This is a genomic window from Stappia sp. ES.058 (genome assembly GCF_900105595.1).
Taxonomy (GTDB): Bacteria; Pseudomonadota; Alphaproteobacteria; order Rhizobiales; family Stappiaceae; genus Stappia.
The window spans coordinates 3,812,499-3,831,967 of the sequence record NZ_LT629784.1 but is presented as its reverse complement, the minus strand read 5'-3'; the positions used below and the strand labels follow the sequence as shown (position 1 = coordinate 3,831,967).

Annotated in this window: 18 protein-coding genes; 8 read left to right on the top strand and 10 right to left on the bottom strand. The window is 64.9% G+C overall.

The features are described 5' to 3' along the window. Window positions 1-2: 2 nt before the first annotated feature. Together BLU32_RS17830 and BLU32_RS17825 are read left to right on the top strand one after the other, a co-directional pair. Window positions 3-830, top strand: coding sequence for a ParA family protein (locus tag BLU32_RS17830; RefSeq protein ID WP_093809171.1), 828 nt, complete (start codon window positions 3-5; stop codon window positions 828-830). A 103-nt stretch (window positions 831-933) separates the two neighbouring features. Then, window positions 934-1,836: a ParB/RepB/Spo0J family partition protein gene (locus BLU32_RS17825; RefSeq protein ID WP_093809169.1), complete on the top strand. Its 903-nt coding sequence runs from the start codon at window positions 934-936 to the stop codon at window positions 1,834-1,836. 108 nt (window positions 1,837-1,944) lie between these two features. Here the strand turns inward: BLU32_RS17825 and BLU32_RS17820 are convergent, their stop codons facing one another. After that, on the bottom strand, window positions 1,945-2,511 hold the full coding sequence (locus BLU32_RS17820) for a sigma-70 family RNA polymerase sigma factor (RefSeq protein ID WP_093809167.1): 567 nt from the start codon (window positions 2,509-2,511) through the stop codon (window positions 1,945-1,947). A 686-nt stretch (window positions 2,512-3,197) separates the two neighbouring features. Between BLU32_RS17820 and BLU32_RS17815 the strand changes: the two genes are divergently transcribed. The 3 genes from BLU32_RS17815 to BLU32_RS17805 all read left to right on the top strand — a co-directional run bounded on the left by BLU32_RS17815 (window position 3,198) and on the right by BLU32_RS17805 (window position 5,667). Continuing rightward, on the top strand, window positions 3,198-3,707 hold the full coding sequence (locus BLU32_RS17815; protein ID WP_197673635.1) for an invasion associated locus B family protein: 510 nt from the start codon (window positions 3,198-3,200) through the stop codon (window positions 3,705-3,707). 251 nt (window positions 3,708-3,958) lie between these two features. Next, the gene (gene rlmN, locus BLU32_RS17810; protein ID WP_093809165.1) at window positions 3,959-5,194 is read left to right on the top strand and encodes a 23S rRNA (adenine(2503)-C(2))-methyltransferase RlmN; all 1,236 of its coding nucleotides are present in this window, start codon (window positions 3,959-3,961) and stop codon (window positions 5,192-5,194) included. Beyond that, window positions 5,191-5,667: a hypothetical protein gene (locus BLU32_RS17805; protein WP_093809163.1), complete on the top strand. Its 477-nt coding sequence runs from the start codon at window positions 5,191-5,193 to the stop codon at window positions 5,665-5,667. The genes rlmN and BLU32_RS17805 overlap by 4 nt, the downstream gene beginning before the upstream one ends. 25 nt (window positions 5,668-5,692) lie before the next feature. Here the strand turns inward: BLU32_RS17805 and BLU32_RS17800 are convergent, their stop codons facing one another. The 9 genes from BLU32_RS17800 to htpX all read right to left on the bottom strand — a co-directional run bounded on the left by BLU32_RS17800 (window position 5,693) and on the right by htpX (window position 14,766). Next, window positions 5,693-6,088: a YkvA family protein gene (locus BLU32_RS17800; protein ID WP_093809161.1), complete on the bottom strand. Its 396-nt coding sequence runs from the start codon at window positions 6,086-6,088 to the stop codon at window positions 5,693-5,695. A gap of 120 nt (window positions 6,089-6,208) precedes the next feature. Continuing rightward, window positions 6,209-7,825 carry a bifunctional phosphoribosylaminoimidazolecarboxamide formyltransferase/IMP cyclohydrolase gene (gene purH / locus BLU32_RS17795; protein WP_093809159.1) on the bottom strand — a complete coding sequence of 539 codons (1,617 nt, stop codon included), beginning with the start codon at window positions 7,823-7,825 and terminating at the stop codon, window positions 6,209-6,211. 152 nt (window positions 7,826-7,977) lie between these two features. Further along, a complete protein-coding gene (locus tag BLU32_RS17790) occupies window positions 7,978-9,726 on the bottom strand; it encodes a heparinase II/III family protein (RefSeq protein WP_093809157.1) in 1,749 nt (582 codons plus the stop codon). Window positions 9,727-9,959: 233 nt separating this feature from the next. After that, on the bottom strand, window positions 9,960-10,421 hold the full coding sequence (locus BLU32_RS17785) for a pyridoxamine 5'-phosphate oxidase family protein (protein ID WP_093809155.1): 462 nt from the start codon (window positions 10,419-10,421) through the stop codon (window positions 9,960-9,962). A gap of 19 nt (window positions 10,422-10,440) precedes the next feature. Beyond that, window positions 10,441-10,926, bottom strand: a complete 486-nt coding sequence (locus tag BLU32_RS17780; RefSeq protein ID WP_093809153.1) for a cupin domain-containing protein — start codon at window positions 10,924-10,926, stop codon at window positions 10,441-10,443. Window positions 10,927-10,997: 71 nt separating this feature from the next. Beyond that, on the bottom strand, window positions 10,998-11,525 hold the full coding sequence (locus BLU32_RS17775; RefSeq protein WP_093811271.1) for a GNAT family N-acetyltransferase: 528 nt from the start codon (window positions 11,523-11,525) through the stop codon (window positions 10,998-11,000). Between the two features lie 4 nt (window positions 11,526-11,529). Further along, window positions 11,530-12,081 (bottom strand): helix-turn-helix domain-containing protein, encoded by a 552-nt coding sequence (locus BLU32_RS17770; RefSeq protein ID WP_197673634.1) that lies wholly within the window; start codon window positions 12,079-12,081, stop codon window positions 11,530-11,532. 150 nt (window positions 12,082-12,231) lie between these two features. Continuing rightward, window positions 12,232-13,644: an RsmB/NOP family class I SAM-dependent RNA methyltransferase gene (locus BLU32_RS17765; RefSeq protein WP_093809149.1), complete on the bottom strand. Its 1,413-nt coding sequence runs from the start codon at window positions 13,642-13,644 to the stop codon at window positions 12,232-12,234. Window positions 13,645-13,812: 168 nt separating this feature from the next. Further along, a complete protein-coding gene (gene htpX / locus BLU32_RS17760) occupies window positions 13,813-14,766 on the bottom strand; it encodes a zinc metalloprotease HtpX (protein WP_093809147.1) in 954 nt (317 codons plus the stop codon). Window positions 14,767-14,968: 202 nt separating this feature from the next. Here htpX and BLU32_RS17755 point away from each other — a divergent pair, with 202 nt between their 5' ends. The 3 genes from BLU32_RS17755 (at window position 14,969) to BLU32_RS17745 (ending at window position 19,420) form a co-directional block, all read left to right on the top strand. Next, window positions 14,969-15,229, top strand: coding sequence for a DUF1674 domain-containing protein (locus BLU32_RS17755; protein ID WP_093811269.1), 261 nt, complete (start codon window positions 14,969-14,971; stop codon window positions 15,227-15,229). Between the two features lie 215 nt (window positions 15,230-15,444). Beyond that, the gene (locus BLU32_RS17750) at window positions 15,445-16,665 is read left to right on the top strand and encodes an aminotransferase class I/II-fold pyridoxal phosphate-dependent enzyme (RefSeq protein ID WP_093809144.1); all 1,221 of its coding nucleotides are present in this window, start codon (window positions 15,445-15,447) and stop codon (window positions 16,663-16,665) included. 4 nt (window positions 16,666-16,669) lie between these two features. Next, a complete protein-coding gene (locus tag BLU32_RS17745) occupies window positions 16,670-19,420 on the top strand; it encodes a DNA translocase FtsK (RefSeq protein WP_093811267.1) in 2,751 nt (916 codons plus the stop codon). The last annotated feature ends 49 nt before the right edge of the window (window positions 19,421-19,469 follow it).

Here is a 19,469-nt window from a genome sequence, read left to right as displayed (position 1 = left end):
GGATGAGCATGCTTCCTCAATCGCCGCGCGTTCTGGCGCTGGCCAATCAGAAGGGCGGGGTCGGCAAGACGACGACCGCCATCAATCTTGGAACGGCGCTTGCCGCGATCGGCGAGCGCGTGCTTGTGGTCGATCTCGATCCCCAGGGCAATGCGTCCACGGGTCTCGGCATCGATCGTCGGGCGCGGGATCTTTCGACCTACGATGTTCTGACAGGCGAGTGTTCCCTTGCCGAAACGATTCAGGACACGGCGGTGCCGCGTCTGTGGGTGGCGCCCTCGACGATGGATCTTCTGGGTGTCGAACTGGAAATCGCATCGCGGACCGACCGGGCGCATCGTCTCCGCTCGGCGGTGTCCGAGATGGCCCATGGTGAACGGGGTGATGGCGGATTTGATTTCAGCTATGTGCTGATCGACTGCCCGCCTTCGTTGAACCTTTTGACGATCAATGCCCTGTCCGCGTCCCATTCGATCCTGGTGCCGCTGCAGTGCGAGTTTTTCGCGCTGGAGGGTCTCAGCCAGTTGCTGAGCACGGTCGAGCAGGTGAAGGCGGCGCTGAACCCGGAACTGTCCATTCACGGCATCGTGCTGACGATGTTCGACAGCCGCAACAATCTCTCCAACCAGGTGGTCGCGGATGTGCGCGAGACGATGGGGGATGCGGTCTATGAGACGATCATCCCGCGCAATGTACGGGTGTCGGAAGCGCCATCCTACGGCAAGCCGGCGTTGCTCTACGATTTGAAATGTTCGGGCAGTCAGGCCTATCTGCGGCTGGCGTCTGAGATCATCCAGCGGGAGCGGGCCTTGCGCGGTGTGGCCGCGTAAGAGGGTTGCCATGCGGGGCGTCCGATTCGGATGCGCAACGATGCGACGAATGAAATGGTCAAATACAACAAGCGCAACCGCGCATGGGTGACGAGTGAGCGAAATGGCTGACGACGACGGTGGAAAGAAGAAGCGGCTCGGGCGGGGTCTGGCCGCGCTGATCGGGGAGGTGGGGACCGAGCCGCCCGCGGATCCGCGTCCGCCGCGCGACACGCGCCGTGTGCCGATCGAGTTCCTGACCGCCAACCCGCGCAACCCGCGCAAGAGCTTTACCGAGGCGGATCTCGATGATCTTACCTCCTCCATCCGCGAGAAGGGCATCGTCCAGCCCCTCCTCGTGCGACCGGTGTCCAGTCGCGAGAATGCGTATGAGATTATCGCCGGCGAGCGTCGCTGGCGGGCGGCACAGCGGGCCGGACTGCATGTCGTGCCCGTGGTGGTGCGCGATGTCACCGATCAGGAAGCGCTGGAACTGGCGATCATCGAGAACGTCCAGCGCGCCGATCTCAATCCGATCGAGGAGGGTCTTGGCTACGATCAGCTCGTCCAGGAGTTCTCCTACAGCCAAAGCGAACTGGCGAAGGTCATCGGCAAGAGCCGCAGCCATGTGGCCAACACGCTGCGTCTTCTCAAGCTCCCCAATCCGGTCAAGGACTACCTTGCCGAGGGTCTTTTAACCGCTGGTCACGCGCGTGCGCTGATCACGGCGGAAGATCCCGCCGCACTGGCCGAGCTTATCCTCGAAAAGGGACTGAACGTTCGCGAGGCCGAGCGGCTGGCGCAGGACCCGGATGCCTTTGCCAAGAAGGCCGGGCCGAAGGGCAAGGCGGAAAAGGCCGAGAAGGACGCCGACACGCGCGCGCTCGAAAAGCGGCTGACCGATACGCTCGGTCTGAAGATCGCCATCGCGCACAAGCAGGACAAGGGCACAGGCGAACTCAAGATCCGCTATGCGTCCCTCGAACAGCTCGACGAGATCTGCCGAATTCTTGGCGTTTCGTCATAAAGCGATGATAAATCAAAAGGTTGGTTGAATGAACAAAGGGCCGCGGTGTCTGCCGGCGGCCCTTTTGCTTGGTGCACGGGCGCTGCTGCGGTGCGCGCGGGCTGCGCGTCAGTCGGTGTCGATCGCTTCGTCGTCTTCCAGAATGCGTCTCAGCCGGCCAAAGGCGAGGCGAATGCGTGATTTTACGGTTCCGAGCGGCAGGCCGGTGTCCTCGGCGATCTGGCTGTGCGACAACCCCGAGAAGAATGCGCGACGAATGAGGTCTGCCTGTTCCTCCGGAAGCGAGGCAAGTGCCTCGCGGACGCGATCCTCGCGCAGTCGTGCATCGAGCTCGTCGTCCTGGTCTTCGGGGGCTGCAGGCCTCAGGCTTGGGTCTTCCTTGTCGAGCAGGGCCGAGCGGTCGCGCCGCAACGCGTCGATCCGCCGGTTGCGGGCGATACGGAAAAGCCAGGTAGCCGCGGTGGCCCGGCTTGCGTCGAAGAGATGCGCCTTGCGCCACAGGGTGATCATCACTTCCTGTGTCAGTTCCTCGGCAGACGCGGCATCGGCCCCCAGGCGCACCAGATAGGACTTCAGGCGTGGCGCGAAGTGATCGAAAAGCGCGGCAAAGGCGGTCTTGTCGCGTTGTTCGGCAACGCGGCGGATAAGATCTGTCAGAGGATCGGGCTTTGCCACGGTCTATGCGGCCTCACCCGTCCATGGAAGCTGGTCGGCAGTGTTCCACATTGTTTTTCGTTTTCCGTTCCTGCATGCGCACCCGAAAGGAGGGGTGCGTTGGGTGTCGTCACCGGCGCCTGGAAAGTTGCCTCGATCACCACACGACCGTGCCCTGATCCCTGCAGGCACAACAGCCCGCCTTGACGGCATCCGTCAATAGCGTTTTGGTTTTTCCCGCTTTTTGGGTGATGTCACACTCTCGCCCGATTTGTACAGGCAGCGTGCTCCCCATCATGATCATATCGGGTTTTGCAGGTCGCGCCACGATCGGGTGCGGGTCCGTAAGCCAGGCTGATACGGTGTGGGAAATGGCCATAGGCCGCAAGGACGGGCGTTCGAAGCGGGCAGGTTGCCCGGTCAAACGCGCCGACGAGGCGGCGTAACGTCATTTTCTGACCGCCGGAATTGATCGGATTGCTCCTCGTCAAGAAGCGGAAGCGCAGGAAATGTGGTTCATTTTCAAGCCTTTCGAGACGAAGACGAGGCGCGATCCACCTCACGCCACGACGATTTCATTTGCGGGACCACACTCTGGTGAGCGTCTATCAACCCTTTCGTAACTTGCGGCGCGATAACCTTAAGACAAGGTAATCCCAACCTGGCAAGTTTTACCCAAATCCAACGGGAGCAGTAGCGGTTAGGAGATGATGCAGGCACGAACGCTAATTCCGGCCCTTCTTGCGCTTGTTTTGACGAGCGCGGCAGCGCTGGCGCAGACGCCGGCTCTGATCGGCCAGCACAGCGCATGGGCGACCTATTCCTACGGCGGAGCCAAGGGAAAGGTTTGCTACGCGCTTTCGAAACCCACAAAACTCGCGCCGAGCGATCGAAATCACGGAGATGTGTTCTTCTTCGTGTCGAATCGCCCGGGCGAGAACGTCGACAATGAGCCGAGCGTGATCGTTGGCTATTCCTTCAAGGAACAATCGTCTGTTTCCGTCGATGTCGACGGGCAGAAGTTCACGATGTTCACCAAGAAGGATGGCGCCTGGATGGCCAATCCGGCGGAGGAGCGCAAGCTCGTTTCCGCCATGAAGGCCGGTCGGGAAATGGTCGTGTCGGGCGTTTCCGCGCGCGGCACGCAGACGACCTACACCTACTCGCTGTCCGGCGTAACGGCGGCGATCGGGTCCGCGGACTCGTCTTGTAAATAGCATCGACGGTGCGCGTCCGGGCGATCGGACTCGCATTTGTTCGCGATGACGTATATCTAGACGTCCTGTTGAAAGGCGGTGGCTCAGGCCACCGCCTTTCGGCGTTGGCGAAGGCCTTTCCGTTCCAGGGCACCTCGGGTGCCTGGCGTGCTAGGCTTCGACAGGATGGATGTGACCCTGCAGCTGCATGGTCTCCCGGCGCCGTTGTCGCGCCGGACCCTGAAGACGCGCAAACCTTTGGAAACCGGATCATGAGCGTGATCGACATCGACGGCCCCGAAAAGCGGCGCGGCAATGCGGCCGCTCCCGCCACGACGACGAAGCCTGCTGAAAAACCGACACTGATCGGACTCGACCGGGACGAGCTGGCCGAGGCGCTTGCCGGCATTGGCGTTCCCGAGCGCCAGCTGCGCATGCGGGTTGCCCAGATGTGGCACTGGATGTATGTGCGCGGCGTGTCCGATTTCGCGGACATGCTCAACGTTTCAAAGGATTTGCGAGCACAGCTCGGCGATGCCTTCACCATTGCGCGTCCAGAGATCGTCTCCGAGCAGATCTCCAACGACGGTACGCGCAAGTGGCTGTTCCGCTTTCCCCCGCGCGGCGCCGGACGTCCGGTCGAGATCGAGACGGTCTATATCCCGGAAGAAGGCCGGGGGACGCTTTGCGTCTCCTCTCAGGTCGGCTGTACCCTGACCTGCAGCTTCTGCCACACCGGCACGCAGCGTCTGGTGCGCAATCTCACGGCGGAGGAAATCCTCTCGCAGATCCTGATCGCGCGCGACCGCCTCGGCGATTTTCCGCGCGGCGAGACGCCTGCGGATGCGGCGGTGCCGAGCGAAGGCCGGCTTGTCACCAACATCGTCATGATGGGCATGGGCGAGCCGCTCTACAATTTCGACAACGTCAAGAAGGCGCTGCTGATCGCGTCCGATGGTGATGGCCTGTCGCTGTCCAAGCGTCGCATAACGCTGTCGACCTCGGGTATCGTTCCGGAAATCGCGCGCACGGGCGCGGAAATCGGCTGCATGCTGGCGATTTCGTTGCATGCGGTTCGCGATGAATTGCGCGACGAACTGGTGCCGATCAACAAGAAGTGGAACATCGCCGCGTTGCTCGATGCCTGTCGGGCCTACCCGGGACTGAACAACGCCCGGCGGATCACCTTCGAATATGTGATGCTCAAGGGCGTGAACGACAGCCTGGCCGACGCGCGCAAGCTGGTGCAGCTTCTCAGGGGCATTCCGGCCAAGATCAACCTGATCCCGTTCAATCCATGGCCGGGCTCGGGTCATGAATGTTCCGACTGGGAGCAGATCGAGGCCTTTGCCGATGTGGTAAACAACGCCGGCTATGCCTCGCCGATCCGCACCCCGCGCGGGCGGGATATCTTCGCCGCCTGCGGTCAGCTCAAGTCGGAATCCGAGCGCATGCGCGCCCGCGACAGGGTCGCGCTCGAAAGCGCTCCCGCCGGGCCGGGTGCGTGAGCGACATGATCAATGCCGCCGCAGTCTTTTCCCAGGCGATTCGCGTCGTGATCGCGATGATACTCGCGTTTGTCGCGGCGGGGTTCTTCCTGGCGTTCGGCCTGTTTCAGGCCTGGACGGGAAATGCCCATCCGGCCGATGTCGGCGCTGCTGTCGGTGCCGGGCTCGTCGGGGCGAGTGTTATCGGCGGATTGTCGTTCGTGCCGGCGCTTCTTGCAGTGTGTGTGTCAGAGGTCTTCAGGCTTCGCGGCGTTGTTTTTCATCTCGCCGCCGGCGGCCTGATCGCTCTCGGGATTTGGGCCATGCAGGACACTGGCGGTCAGGCGTCGTCGGGCCTTCCGAAAGGAAGTCTCGTGGTGCTTGCGGCGGGTTTCGTGGGCGGGTTCGTCTACTGGCTGCTGGCAGGCCGTCAGGCCGGATGCTGGCAGGGTTCGCGTTCCGCTCAGGCCGACAGACCCGACGCCGGCGACTGAGCGTCGCGCCGCCGTCGCAAAGCCGTCAGGATGTGTCTTTCCCGGTGTTGCCGCGGGATGGGTCGAGGGCGCTGCGGGCGGCTTCGAGATGCTCGTCACGGACGTGGGCGCGCACCATCGCCAGAACGCCCAGAAGCACGCTCGCATCGTCGGTGAACCCGACGCCGAGCAGCATGTCCGGGATCATGTCGAGCGGCATGACGAAATAGGCAAGAGCCGCAAGGATCGCGCCGCGCACCCGGGCGGGCGTTGCCGGATCAAGGGCGCAATAATAGGCAGCAATCACGTCTTCCATGAAAGGGATCTGACCTGCGGCCTTGCGGGCGACCTTGAAAATGCGTGTGCGGACCTTTTCCTCGCGCTCCTCCTCGGGTCCCAGATATTCCGGATCGATCCCGAAGTTTTCATAGCTGGCCGCCATTAGCCTACCCCTTTCGCGTCAAGCATCGCGGATACAGGGTTATGTGGGGTGCGCGGTGGGCAAAATCAAAGCACGTCACGCAAACCCCGTTTCGTTCGCCCTGGCGGATGGTCGAACCGGTTAGTGGCGGAAGTGCCGCATCCCGGTGAAGACCATGGCGAGCCCCGCTTCGTCGGCGGCGGCGATGACGTCGGGATCGCGCATCGACCCACCCGGCTGGATTACGGCGGTGGCACCGGCGCGCGCTGCGGCAAGCAGACCGTCGGCGAAGGGGAAGAAGGCATCGGAGGCGACCGCCGATCCCTGCGTGCGCGGTGCGTCCCAGCCGGCGGTCTCGGCGGCGTCCTGCGCCTTCTGGGCGGCGATGCGCGCGCTGTCGATGCGGCTCATCTGGCCCGCCCCGATGCCGGCTGTCGCGCCGTCCTTCACGTAGACGATGGCGTTGGACTTCACGTGTTTGGCAACGCGAAAGGCGAACTTGAGGTCGGCCAGTTCCTGAGCTGACGGCTGGCGCCTGGTCACCACCTTGAGGTCGAGATCGTCGACGATGCCGGTGTCGCGGTCCTGGACCAGCAGGCCGCCGGCCACCGACTTGACGATCCGTCCGCCCGCGCGCGGGTCCGCCAGGCCGCCGGTCACGAGCAGCCGCAGGTTCTTCTTCGCCGCCACGATCCGGATCGCTTCGTCACTGGCGTCGGGGGCGATGATCACCTCGGTGAAGATCTTGACGATCTCAGCGGCCGCGTCCGCGTCGAGCGGACGGTTGAGTGCGACGATGCCGCCGAAGGCCGAGACCGGGTCGCAGGCAAGCGCGTTTTCGTACGCGGCCCGCAGCGTGTCGCCGACGGCGACGCCGCAGGGGTTGGCATGCTTGATGATCGCGACGGCGGCGGAGACGGTCGGGTCGAACTCGCTGACCAGTTCGAAGGCGGCATCCGTGTCGTTGATGTTGTTGTAGGACAGCGCCTTGCCCTGCACCTGCCGCGCGGTGGCGACGCCGTTGCGCCGCTCCGGGGTGGTATAGAAGGCCGCCTGCTGGTGCGGGTTCTCGCCGTAGCGCATGACGGAGGCGAGCGCGCCACCCATTGCCACATGCGCCGGCGCCGGCTCGTCGATCGCCGCCGCGAACCAGTTGGAGACCGCCGCGTCATAGGCGGCTGTGCGCGCGAACGCCTTTTGCGCCAGACGCTTGCGCAGTTCCAGCGGCACCTGGCCTTCGTTGTGGTCCATCGCCTCGACCACGCCGGCATAGTCGGCCGGGTCGCTGATCATCGTGACATAGGCGTGGTTCTTGGCCGCTGCGCGCGTCATGGCCGGTCCGCCGATGTCGACATTCTCGATGGCGGTCGCGAAATCGGCACCGCTCGCAACCGTTGCCTCGAAGGGATAGAGGTTGACGCAGACGAGATCGAAACCCTCGATGCCGTGTTCCTTCATCGCGGCCGTGTGCTCGGCGTCATCGCGGATCGCCAGCAGGCCACCGTGCACCGCCGGATGCAGCGTCTTGACGCGCCCGTCCATGATCTCGGGAAATCCCGTCACTTCGGAAATGTCGCTGACGCCAAGGCCGGCCTCCGCAAGGGCTGTCCGTGTGCCGCCGGTGGACACCAGCGCGACGCCGCGCTCCGCGAGCGCCCTGGCGAAGTCGACCAGTCCGGTCTTGTCGGAGACGGACAGGAGCGCGCGCCTAACGCGGACCAGATCGGGAACGGGAATGCGTTTCGACACCACGGCCATGCGGATTTTCCTTCGGCGGTTGGGCATTGGGAGAAGGCCCAAGCGCCTAGCATGAAGCGCGGGTTTCGGAAAGCCGGCGAAGCGGGAAAGCCGCGCAAAAACGCCTTTCGGACACCGAATTCAGGGACCGGGTCTTCGATTTGGTCCCGGCGCTACAGATCCAGTTCCTCCGCGCCCGCATCGCTGACTCGACGGCGATTGGCGCGCGGGGCGGCGGTGCGGCAGAACTGCCAGCCGGCCTCGCGGCGGTGGGCGACGCGGCCATAGACCACGATCTGTTCGCTGCGCCGGTGGCCATAGATGTCGGAGAGATAGATAGATTCCTCAATGACCGTCTCGCAGCCGGGCGCGACGAACTCCCAGGCCTCGCCGTCCGGAGCGACGATCAGCACCGCCGTTCCGGCGCGGATGGTGCTGGCCTTCAGCGCGGGGTGCAGATGAAACCGCAGGGCAAATTCATCGCCGCGCAGGATCTTTCCGGTGGGCATGAAACGGTCGATTCCGTCCAGCACGCTGCCGTCGGCGGCAAGCGTCAGGTCGCGTTCATGCAGCAGGCGGTGGCTTTCCTGGTATCCGTTATGGCTCGCGACCACGCGCACACCGTCGGGCCCTTCCTCCCGGGAAACGGGCACTTGCGTCGGCCCGGCGACAATGGGTGCGCCGAGCCAGTCGCGGTAGCGCGGATCGTTGAGAAAGCGTGCGGAGGATGTGTCGTCGACCGTCGCCGTTGAATGGGCGGCGGTGGATCGTGAGACGGTGCGCCAGGTGCCCCGGTCGGAGGAGGAGACGCCGCAATTCACGATCAGCCGGGTGCGCCGCGAGGACATTTCGAAGGACAGGCAGCCGGCGTGGGCGTTCAGGCTGAGAGCCGGCGGCGGCGGGCAGCCGGTCTCCATCAGGACCACAGTGTCGCCGGCGGTGAGCCGCTGATAGCCGGAGTGCGGGGCATTGCTGGGCGGCGCGCCGCGCGCGTCGTCGTAGGCGAGGACCGTGGCAACAAGATCCGCCGGGGTCGGTCCCATGCCGTTGAAATGCGCGAAGGCGCCGTCGCCATGGCGGAAAAACCGGATCATCGGCATCATCCGGTCGATCGATTGCATCACCGCCTGGGACGTCGGCAGGCCCTGAACGGTCAGGGCGTGTCGCACCGGCAGAAGATCGACGAGGATTTCGAGAAGGGCCGCCGGATTGCGAGATACATGCCCGCCGTCGGCAAGGATCTGGCGGCTCAATTCCTGGTCCAGACGGCGCAGGCTCTGGCGGACGTAGCGTCCCTGTCCGGACATGGAGACGGTGGCCGCCGCGACGGCAATGGCCGCGGTCAGGCGCGGGACGCCGTCCGGGGTCTCGTTCATCGTGCGCCGGAGATAGCGCACCTGGCGTGCGAGCGAGCGCAGGAAGCGGCGATAGAACTCCCGGTCGCAGTCTTCCAGGATGAGCGGCGATTGCGACAGAAAGGCGAGCACCCGCCGGGCCACCACCGGCTGTTCCCAGCCGGTTTCGTGCCAGTAGCCGCAAAACCGCATCCAGTCGTCGACGAGTGCGCGTGCATTCTGGCGCGCGACAACGGTGTCGGCGGCCTTCAGATGGCGCAGCCAGCCAAAGCCGTGCAGCGCCCGCGCCCAGTCGCGCGACGGCGGCTCGACCTCGAAGGGGGAGCGTCCGTTCGCTTCGATCTGCTGGCCGGCGAAGACGAACCGGCCGGCGTAGATGTCGGCCGCATTGGTGCCGTCTGCCGTGCGCAGGTCCTGTGGCGCGATCAGGAGCCGCGCGGGTGCGCCCGAAAACGGTCGCCAGCGAAACAGAGGGCCGCCGTGAACCCATCGCAATATGGACTGCCAGGCCGTATGCGCGAGAAGACGCCAGACCCGTGCCCGTTCGGCCACTGACAAAAGCGTCATCTCGATCGTTTTCCCCCCAAGCCCCCTCGGGCGTTGCGTTCAAATCCTTTCGCGACACATGTTCGCATTTAAGGAGAGTCTCACGGATTAAGGTTAGCGATCCGTTACAACTTCCTGCGCGATTCGACATGTATCTTTGGAAATGTCGGAGATTTTGGCGCTTGCGCTGTCGCCATGGCGCCGGCGCCGCCCCGGGTGGGTGGAGAAAACACAGTGGACTGCGTCGGTGCGGGTCAGGCGGGACGGACGCCATAGGTCGCGAAGGCCTGCTTCATCATCGTGTCCTCGTCGATGTCCGGGTCGAGGCGATAGCTCGGCGCCAGGATCCGCGCGATCCGTTGCACGTCGATCCGGATGATGTGGCGAATTTTGAAGGTTTCGCCCGCCATCGCGGCCAGCCCCGGGCCCAGGCGCGCGAAGTCCGGGTCGTGCGGGGCGATGATGTCGGCGTGACCCTGTATCTTGAAACCGCGCTGGCGGAAGATATCGACGAAGCTCAGGCACACGGCCGGATGCTTAAGGATGTTCCTGACGCTGTTGTTCGATGCGATATCGGCGACAACGAGCGTGGTGTCGTCGAAAACGGTCCATATCTCTTTTGGCGAAACGCTCGGAAAACCCGACGGATCGACGCTCGCCAGCCAGCACAGCACGGACTTCTCGATGTCGGCGCGAACCGTATCGTTCAGTTTCATCCGTCTCTCCCGTCGTTGGTCAGGGTGTGTCGTAGGGACGTCCGTCCTTGTGCCTGAATGCCCAGCCGCCTTCTTCCATCACCGCCAGCAGATCGTCGTGTGGATAGTGGCCCTCGTCTCCGGGCGTGCGATCGCCGATTTCAAGATAGAGGGCGGGACGATCGCTCTTGTTCACCAGGTGATGGGCGAGGCCATTTGCGGGAAACCCGACGCACATGCCGGGACCGAGCAATTGCTCGCCCTCCTCGGTTATCAGCGTGGGGATTCCTTCGAGGATAAAGATAAACTCGTCCTGCTTTGTGTGCTTGTGCATCACCGAGGACTGGCTGCCGGGTGCGAGTTCGGTCAGATTTACGCCGAAGTTGGCGACCCCGAAAAGGTCGCCGAGCTGCCGTTTGGCGCGACCCTGCATTCTTGAACGGAACGGCTCCGGGTAGCTCGAGGGCTTGCTGCGCAACTCGACGTCCCTGGCATGAATGGCGAACGTGAAACGGGAGGATGTCATCCTTGATACCTCGACTGGTGAAAATGCCTAAAGGACGACGTCCCGCCCGGAGATCGCGCGAGGGGGACGGATCACAGCGCCTTGTACATGTAGGTGGTTGCGTGAAGGCGCTTTCCGTCCGGATCGAACGCGAAGCCCGGCACAACGCCGGTTTCCGCATAGCCAAGCGACCGGTACAGGCTCTGGGCCGGATCACCGGTCTTCGTGTCCAGCGTGATCAACGTCTTTTCCAGCGCTCTTGCTCGCGCCTCGAGCGCCCGCATCAACGCCCGGGCAACGCCCTTTCGCCGGTGATCGGGGTGGACCGCCATCTTCGAGACCTCGCAGCGGTGCGGCTGATTGGGCGGGAGTTTCGTCTCCAGTTGCACGGTGCCGATCACCGTGCCGTCGCACACGGCGACCAGTAGCACCCTGTTGCCCTCCCGGACCTGCGGAAACACCTGCGTTTCCCAAAAGGCTCTCGCGGACGAGCGGTCGATGGACAGCATGAACCCGATCGCCGCGCCGGCCTTCACGCTTTCTGCGATGATTGCGGCAAGCGCGTCCAGGCTTGCCGAAAGCGCCTCGCCGGAAAGCTGTTGAATTGCAATTCCCGTCATCGGATCAGTCCAGAACCAGAAGATACGCCGCGGGTGCATCGCGCGTTTCGAAGTGTGACGCGCCGACCAGACGGTAGCGAAGGCAGTCTCCCGCCGATAGCCGGTAGTTTTGCCCGCTGATCCCGACCTCGAGGGTTCCCTCCAGCATCACCAGGTGGTGTTCTTGGCCCGGAACAGGGGCCGTTTGATAGTTGATGCGGGTGTCCGCCCGCAATTCGCAGCGGATGACTTCGGCGCTCAGGCCGCGGCTTGGGGGCGAAACGACCCGCCGCGTGTATCCGGCCTCCCCGTCGGTCCAGGTTGTTTGTTCCTCGTGGGCGATGAGCGGCTGGAATCCCTCGTCCACCGGGGCCAGCAGTCGGGTCAGGGTCAGTCCGTAGGCCGAGCAGAGCTTTGCGAGCACCTGCGTGTTCGGGCTGACCTCCGCGTTTTCGATGCGCGACAGCGTGGCCCGGCTGACGGAACTGCGGTCCGCGAGTTCTTCCAGTGTCCAGCCCTGGCGGTTGCGCAGGGACCTGATCCGCTCGGCAAGTCTGGCATCTTGGTCAAGCTGCATCGCTACTCTCATATTGGAGACCAATTCTCATATATGAGATATCAACACGCGAACGCAGCGTCAAGGTCAGCTGCCGGCGCGACCCGAGACCGGCGCGGCGTTCGGAAAAGAGGCTGTCTATCGGTGAATATCGCGAAAGGGCGCGCCGGCTCAGCCGTCGGCGTCCGCGGGGGTGCGCCGGACCAGACGGGCGGCAAAGAATCCGTCGAGGCCGCCGGCCGCAGCGGGTTCGCGGGGGAGCGATGATGGCAGACTGCGCAGGTCGCCCGCGTCGGTCACCGTTCCCGGCACGCCGGTTTCCGCCTCGCGGATCGGCTCACGCCGAAAGTCCGGGTTCGCGGAAAGAAATGCCTCGATCTGCTTTTCGCCTTCGGCCGGCTCCAGCGAACAGGTGCAATAGACGAGCGTTCCGTCCGGCGAAAGCCAGGTCGCCGCGCGCCCAAGCAGGGCCGCCTGGCGCTCGGCGAGCGCGTCTATATCCTCCTTGCGCCGGTTCCAGGCAACCTCCGGGTGGCGGCGGATCGTGCCGGTCGCGGTGCAGGGCGCGTCGAGCAGGATTGCGTCGAAAAGTGTTTCCGGATCGTGGTCCAGCAGGTCGGCGGCAACCACCTCCGCCTGAAGACCGAGCCTTGCGAGGTTTTCCGCAAGCCGCTCGAGGCGCTTTTTCGAGATATCGAAGGCGGTAACCTTGGCCCCGGCCTGTGCAAGCTGCGCCGTCTTGCCGCCGGGGGCGGCGCAAAGATCGGCAACGCGCTTGCCCGTCACGTTACCGAGAAGCTTCGCCGGCAGGCTGGCAGCGGCGTCCTGGACCCACCACGCGCCTTCCTCGTATCCGGCAAGCGCCTCGATGCGCCCGCTGGTGCTGACCAGGCGGATGCTGTCGCGCACCACAAGCTGACCGCCGAGCCGCTGCGCCCACGCTTGCGGATCGGCCTTCACGCTGAGGTCCAGATTGGGCTCGTGCTGGTGCATGGCGGCGATCGCCAGCGCTTGTTCCTCGCCATAGGCCTTCTGCCAGCCGGCGAAAAGCCAGACCGGCGTGTTGCGCCAGACCTGTCCGGTCTTTTCGACAAGCTCTCCGGAATTGTCCGACATGCGCCGCAGCACGGCGTTCACCAGACCCTTGTAGCGGCGGGTTGCCGGATCGCGGCCGGCGTCGGCGACCGCGATGTCGACCGCGGCGCGGTCGGGCACCTCCATGAACAGGATCTGCGCGCCGGCGACATGCAGGATGGTCATGACGGCGCCGGTCTTTTCCGGGATCGGACGGTCCAGCAGCATCTCCAGGACGGCCGCGATCTGGCCCCGTCGACGCAATGCGAGGCCGAGGATCGCACGCACCAGAGCCCGGTCCTTGTCGCCGAGCGTGTGGAGATCGGGATGTCCGCGCGCGTCATGGAGTTCCTCGTCCAGCGGGCGCCGGCCGTGGATCACCCGCGCCAGCACCTCGGCCGCGATCTTTCGCGCCTTGAGGCCCGGTGTCTCGCGATCCGGTGCCTTGCGCCCTGTCCGGGGCGTTCGGCGATTTTCGGTCGGGCGGCTGGGCGGTCTGGAGGTCGGCACGATGGGGCGCGGTCTTTCGGTTCGGCGGGCGGTCCCGTTCGCCGTCTCTATCGCGGTCGGGACCGTTCCGGGGGCACAATCGGGTCAGTCTGCGCATATGCCCCGCCGGAGGCCCTCTTCACAAGGGCGAATTCCATCGCCGGTATGTCCGGCCCCCGTCCTTGCATGTCAGCCCCAGGGGCCGCGCGTCGTCGCGGATCCCGGTTCGCGCTGTCCCGAGCGCCGGCCCCAGGGGCCGGGCGGATCCGCGCGCACCGGACCCTCGAAACGGGCGCCGCCCCCGCCCCCGGCCATTTCGCGCAGGGCGCGGATGCGGTTTTCCGTGTTCGGATGGGTGGAAAACAGATTGTCCATGCGTTCGCCGGATAGCGGATTGATGATGAACATATGCGCCGTCGCGGGGTTACGCTCCGCGTCCGGATTGTGAATGCGCGCCGCTCCGCCGGCGATCTTGCCGAGTGCGGAGGCGAGCCAGATCGGATTGCCGCAGATTTCGGCGCCCAGCCGGTCGGCGGCATATTCGCGCGTGCGGCTGATCGCCATCTGCACCAGCATCGCCGCCATCGGCGCGACGATCATCATGACGATCACCCCGACGAAGCCAAAGGGATTGTTGTTGTCGCGGTTGCCGCCGAAGAAGAAGGCGAAATTGGCGAGCATGGAAATCGCGCCCGCAATCGTTGCGGTGATCGTCATGATCAGCGTGTCGTGGTTCTTCACATGGGCCAGTTCATGCGCCATCACCGCAGCGACTTCCTCGGTGCTGAGCGAATTGAGCAGGCCCGTCGTGGCCGCGACGGCGGCGTTTTGCGGATTGCGACCGGTGGCGAAGGCATTGGGCTGAGGGTTGTCGATCAGATAGACCTTCGGCATCGGCAGGTCGGCATTGGCCGCGAGGCGGCGCACGATGGTGAAGAGTTCGGGCGCCTGGCGTTCATTCGCCTCCACCGCATGGTGCATTTTCAGCACCATCTTGTCGGAATTCCAGTAGCTGAAAACGTTCATTGCGGCCGCGATCAGGAATGCGATCACCATGCCCGACTGGCCGCCGATGAAAAACCCGAGCCCCATGAAGAGCGCGGTCATTGCGGCGAGCAGCAGTGCCGTTCGGAAATAATTCATCGGTTTCAACCTCGTCTGGCGGACAAGCCGCATCGTGTCCCGTCATCTGGACCTAAGGCGTCGACCGGCGGCGTTGCGGCCTTCCGGCATTGCGCCCTATATGTTGGCCGAGACATCCCGTTGCGCAAGAGACCGGCCCGCGTTTCCCGCAAGCTCTGTCCCTTGTGTCCCGCGACCGCAACCGCGAAGGCCCATGACCGTCATGTCCGAAACGAGCGACACCCGCGATACATCCGCGCCTTCCCAGGCATCTGCCGCGGCTCCGGCTGCGGAGGCCCCTGCCCCCCGGCGGTTCGAGGATCTTCCGCAAGCCGCACAGCGCGCCCTGAAGGAAGCGGAAGCCCGGCGCCAGGCCATCGATGCACGCCAGAAGGCCCTGCCGCGCGAGATCGACGGCCGTGGCGGGTTGGAGCCGACGCGGTACACGGACTGGGAGATAAAGGGCATCGCCAGCGATTTCTGACCGACGCTTGTCGGCGCATCGCGGACCTCTTTTCCGCGCGTCGTCGCTTTTGCTCCTTGGTTAATGAGGGATTTACCATCCGGCGCTAGGCTTTGCGGACAAACGAGACCGTCCGAAACGGGATACTGCCGCATCCCTCGGGTTTGGTCGAATGATTTCAAGATCTTGGGTTCCGCGCCCGGTTGACGGCGCGGAACGGGAGAAGTCAGGTCCGCATGTCCGTGTCGTCCATTCGTTCCGCAGCCCCCGGCCCCGGCCTGCCGTCCGCCAATCCGTTCGAGCGGCTGGCGGCGCTGATTGCGGGCGTGTCTCCGGGCGCGGACCCGATCGTGATGACCATCGGCGAGCCGCGTCATCCGATTCCCGCTTTCACCGACGATGTTCTGGCCGCCAATCTGGCAGACTTCAGCCGCTACCCGAACATTCGCGGCACCGACGATTTCCGCGCCGCCGTCTCGCAATGGCTCGATACGCGCTATCGCCTTGGCGGATCGCTGGATGCAGCGCGCGGCGTGTTGCCGCTGAACGGATCGCGCGAGGGACTGACCTTTGCGGCGCTTGGCGCGCGCGACTATCTGGCCAAAACAGTCGACCGGCCGGCGGTGCTGATGCCCAACCCGTTCTACCAGACCTATGCGGCGGCCGCCCATGTGGCCGGCGCCGAGGCGGTCTATCTGGATGCGGGCGCGGAGACGGGCTTCCTGCCCGATCTCGATGCGCTGTCGCCGGAGCTTCTCGAGCGCACGATCGCCTTCATCTACGCCTCGCCCGCCAATCCGCAGGGCGCTGTCGCCGATCTCGCGACCTGGAGGAAACTGATCGGGCTTGCCCGCAAGCATCGCTTCTTCATCGTCGCCGATGAATGCTATTCGGAAATCTACCGCGATGCTCCCCCGCCGGGCGTTTTGGAGGCCGCCCATGCCACGGGCGATGGTTTTGCCAATGTCATCAGCCTGAATTCGCTGTCGAAGCGCTCCAACCTCGCGGGCTTGCGGTGCGGCTTCGCCGCCGGCGATCCGGAGTTTCTGGCGAGCTGGTCGCGGTTTCGCGGACTGGCCGCGCCGCAGGTCCCGATGCCGCTGCAGGCGGTGGCCGCCGCCGCCTATCGCGACGAGGCGCATGTCGCGGAAAACCGGCGTCTCTACAACGAGAAATACGCTAGTGCGGCGCGCATCCTGTCGCCGCTGTTTCCCGCTGTGGTGCCCGAGGGCGGCTTCTTTCTGTGGCTCGACGTGGCGCGCTGGGGCGGCGGCAGTGTTGTCGCGCGACGGCTTTGGGCCGAGGCGGGCGTGAAGGTCCTGCCCGGCGACGTGCTTGCGGTCGATGCGGGGACCGGCAATCCGGGCGCGGATTTCATTCGTCTGGCGCTGGTTGACGATCTTGCCACCGTCGAGACCGGCCTGACCCGTGTCCGCAGTGTATTGGGAGGGTCTTGAGATCATGCGCCGTGCCACCCCTGCCCGCTCCGGCCGTGCCGCAGCCCTTGGACTGGAAGACACGGAAGCGCCGCTGAAGCGCTTTCTCAAGCGCAACATGATCGGCGCGGCCGGTCTCGCCGTGATCGCGGCCAGTGCAGCGCTTGCTTCCGCGCTCGCGACCTGGTCGGTCACGGACCCGAGCCTGAGCCATGCCACGACGGCGCCGGTGCGCAATGCGCTTGGTTGGCCAGGCGCCGTGATTGCCGACTTCTTCATGCAGGCGATCGGGCTTGCAGCGGCCGTGTTTCTCGTGCCCGTGGTCCTTTGGGGCTGGCGCTTGCTGTCGGCACGCGCAAGCGGCATTGCCGTGCGGCGTCTGGGCGCCTGGGTCGCCGGGACGCTTCTGGCCGCCGGTGCCCTGGCGGCTCTGCCAGTTCCTTCCAACTGGCCCCTGCCGACGGGGCTTGGCGGGTTTCTCGGCGATTTCGTTCACATGATCCCGGCGATGCTGACCGACGATCTGACGCCCGGCATGGCGATGATCATCGGAGGGCTCGGTCTCGGGGTGCCGGCCGCGATCCTGATGCTGCGTGCCGCCGGCTGGCTCGGGCGCGAGCCGGCGCTCGTTCTGGAGCCCTTGCCGGAGCCATCGCGTCATGCGCGCAGCGTCGGCGCGGTGCCGGATTTCGACGTGGACGATGAAGACGACGACGACCACGGTGGCGGACGCTGGCAGGCGGTTGCCGGGGCCTTTGCCCATTGGGGGCTGCGCGCCGGTGCGACCGCGCGCCGGTTCGCGTCGGGCCGTCGCGGCACGGCCCGACGGCATGGCGACCTCGACCTCGAGGCCTATGGCGAGGATGACGATTGGGACACCGATGCTCCCGATGTGGCGGAGGACGACGATCCGGTTGGCCGGCACGGCGGGTTTTCCGCCCTGCGCCGCAAGCTGGCCGACCGTTTGATGCCGCCGGAAGATGACGGTCTCGACGCTTTCTATCCGCAAGGAGCCGAGGCCGAGGCGAACGAACCCGCCCCTCCGGCACCGAGCCTGGACGATCTGCCGGATTTCGACGAAGACGACGAGGATGCCGGCGGGCCGATGTCCACGCCTCTGCCGCGCGCCATCGCGGGCCCGGCCAGCCGTGACGCGCAGCAGCCTGCGGGCCGCGTGGTGGCGCCCGCGGGCCGTCCCCGCCCCGGCAAGCGCGTTGCAGCAGAGGCGCAGCCCTCGTTCCTGCGCCAGCCGGGCACCTATGAACTACCGCCGCTGCATCTGCTTGCCGAAGCCAAGAACGGCGGCCGGCAGACCGCGATCAACACCGATGCGCTGGAACAGAACGCCCGCATCCTTGAGGGCGTCCTGGAGGACTTCGGCGTGCGCGGCGAGATCATCGAGGTGCGCCCCGGTCCCGTGGTGACGCTCTACGAACTCGAACCGGCGCCCGGCATCAAGTCGAGCCGCGTCATCGGTCTCGCCGACGATATCGCCCGCTCGATGAGTGCGATTTCAGCACGTGTCGCGGTCATTCCGGGCAAGAACGCAATTGGCATCGAGCTTCCGAACCAGCGTCGGGAAATGGTGCTTCTGCGCGAGCTTCTGGCCGCCAGCGACTACGAGAAGAGCAAGGCGAAGCTGGCGCTGACACTCGGCAAGACCATCGGCGGCGAACCGGTGATCGCCGACCTGGCGCGCATGCCGCATCTGCTTGTGGCCGGCACCACGGGTTCGGGCAAGTCGGTGGCGATCAACACCATGATCCTGTCGCTGCTCTACCGGCTGGAACCGGAACACTGCAAGCTGATCATGATTGACCCGAAGATGCTGGAACTGTCGATCTACGACGGCATTCCCCATCTGCTGACGCCTGTGGTCACCGACCCCAAAAAGGCGGTCGTGGCGCTCAAGTGGACCGTCCGCGAGATGGAGGAGCGCTACAAGAAGATGTCGAAGATGGGCGTGCGCAACATCGACGGCTTCAACACGCGCGTCGTGCAGGCTCTGGAAAAGGGCGAGACCTTCACCCGCACCGTCCAGACCGGCTTCGATCGCGACACCGGCGAGCCTATCTTCGAGGACGAGGATCTGCCGCTGGAAAAGATGCCTTATATCGTCGTCATCGTCGACGAGATGGCCGACCTGATGATGGTGGCGGGCAAGGACATCGAAGGCGCGATCCAGCGTCTGGCGCAGATGGCGCGTGCAGCCGGCATCCACCTGATCATGGCGACGCAGCGCCCGTCGGTCGACGTCATCACCGGCACGATCAAGGCCAATTTCCCGACCCGGATTTCCTTCCAGGTCACCTCCAAGATCGACAGCCGCACCATCCTCGGTGAACAGGGCGCGGAACAGCTGCTCGGCCAGGGCGACATGCTCTACATGGCCGGCGGCGGGCGCATTCAGCGCGTGCACGGGCCGTTCGTCGCCGACGACGAGGTCGAGCATATTGTCACCCACCTGAAGCGCCAGGGCACGCCGCAATATCTGGAGGCGGTCACCGCGGAGGACGAAGTGTCCGACAGCCCCTACGACCAGCTTGCCGGTGGCGGCAGCGGCGACGAGGGCAACGACCTTTACGACAAGGCGGTGGCAATCGTCTTGCGCGACAAGAAGGCCTCGACCTCCTACATTCAGCGCAGGCTGTCGATCGGCTACAACCGCGCCGCCTCGATCATCGAGCGGATGGAACAGGAAGGTCTCGTCGGGGCCGCAAACCATGCCGGCAAACGCGAGATCCTCGTCCAGAACGGGGTGGAGGATGATTTTTGATCCCGTCTCGTCGCAACTTTGCCACAGCCGTTGGCTAGCAAGGCCAGAG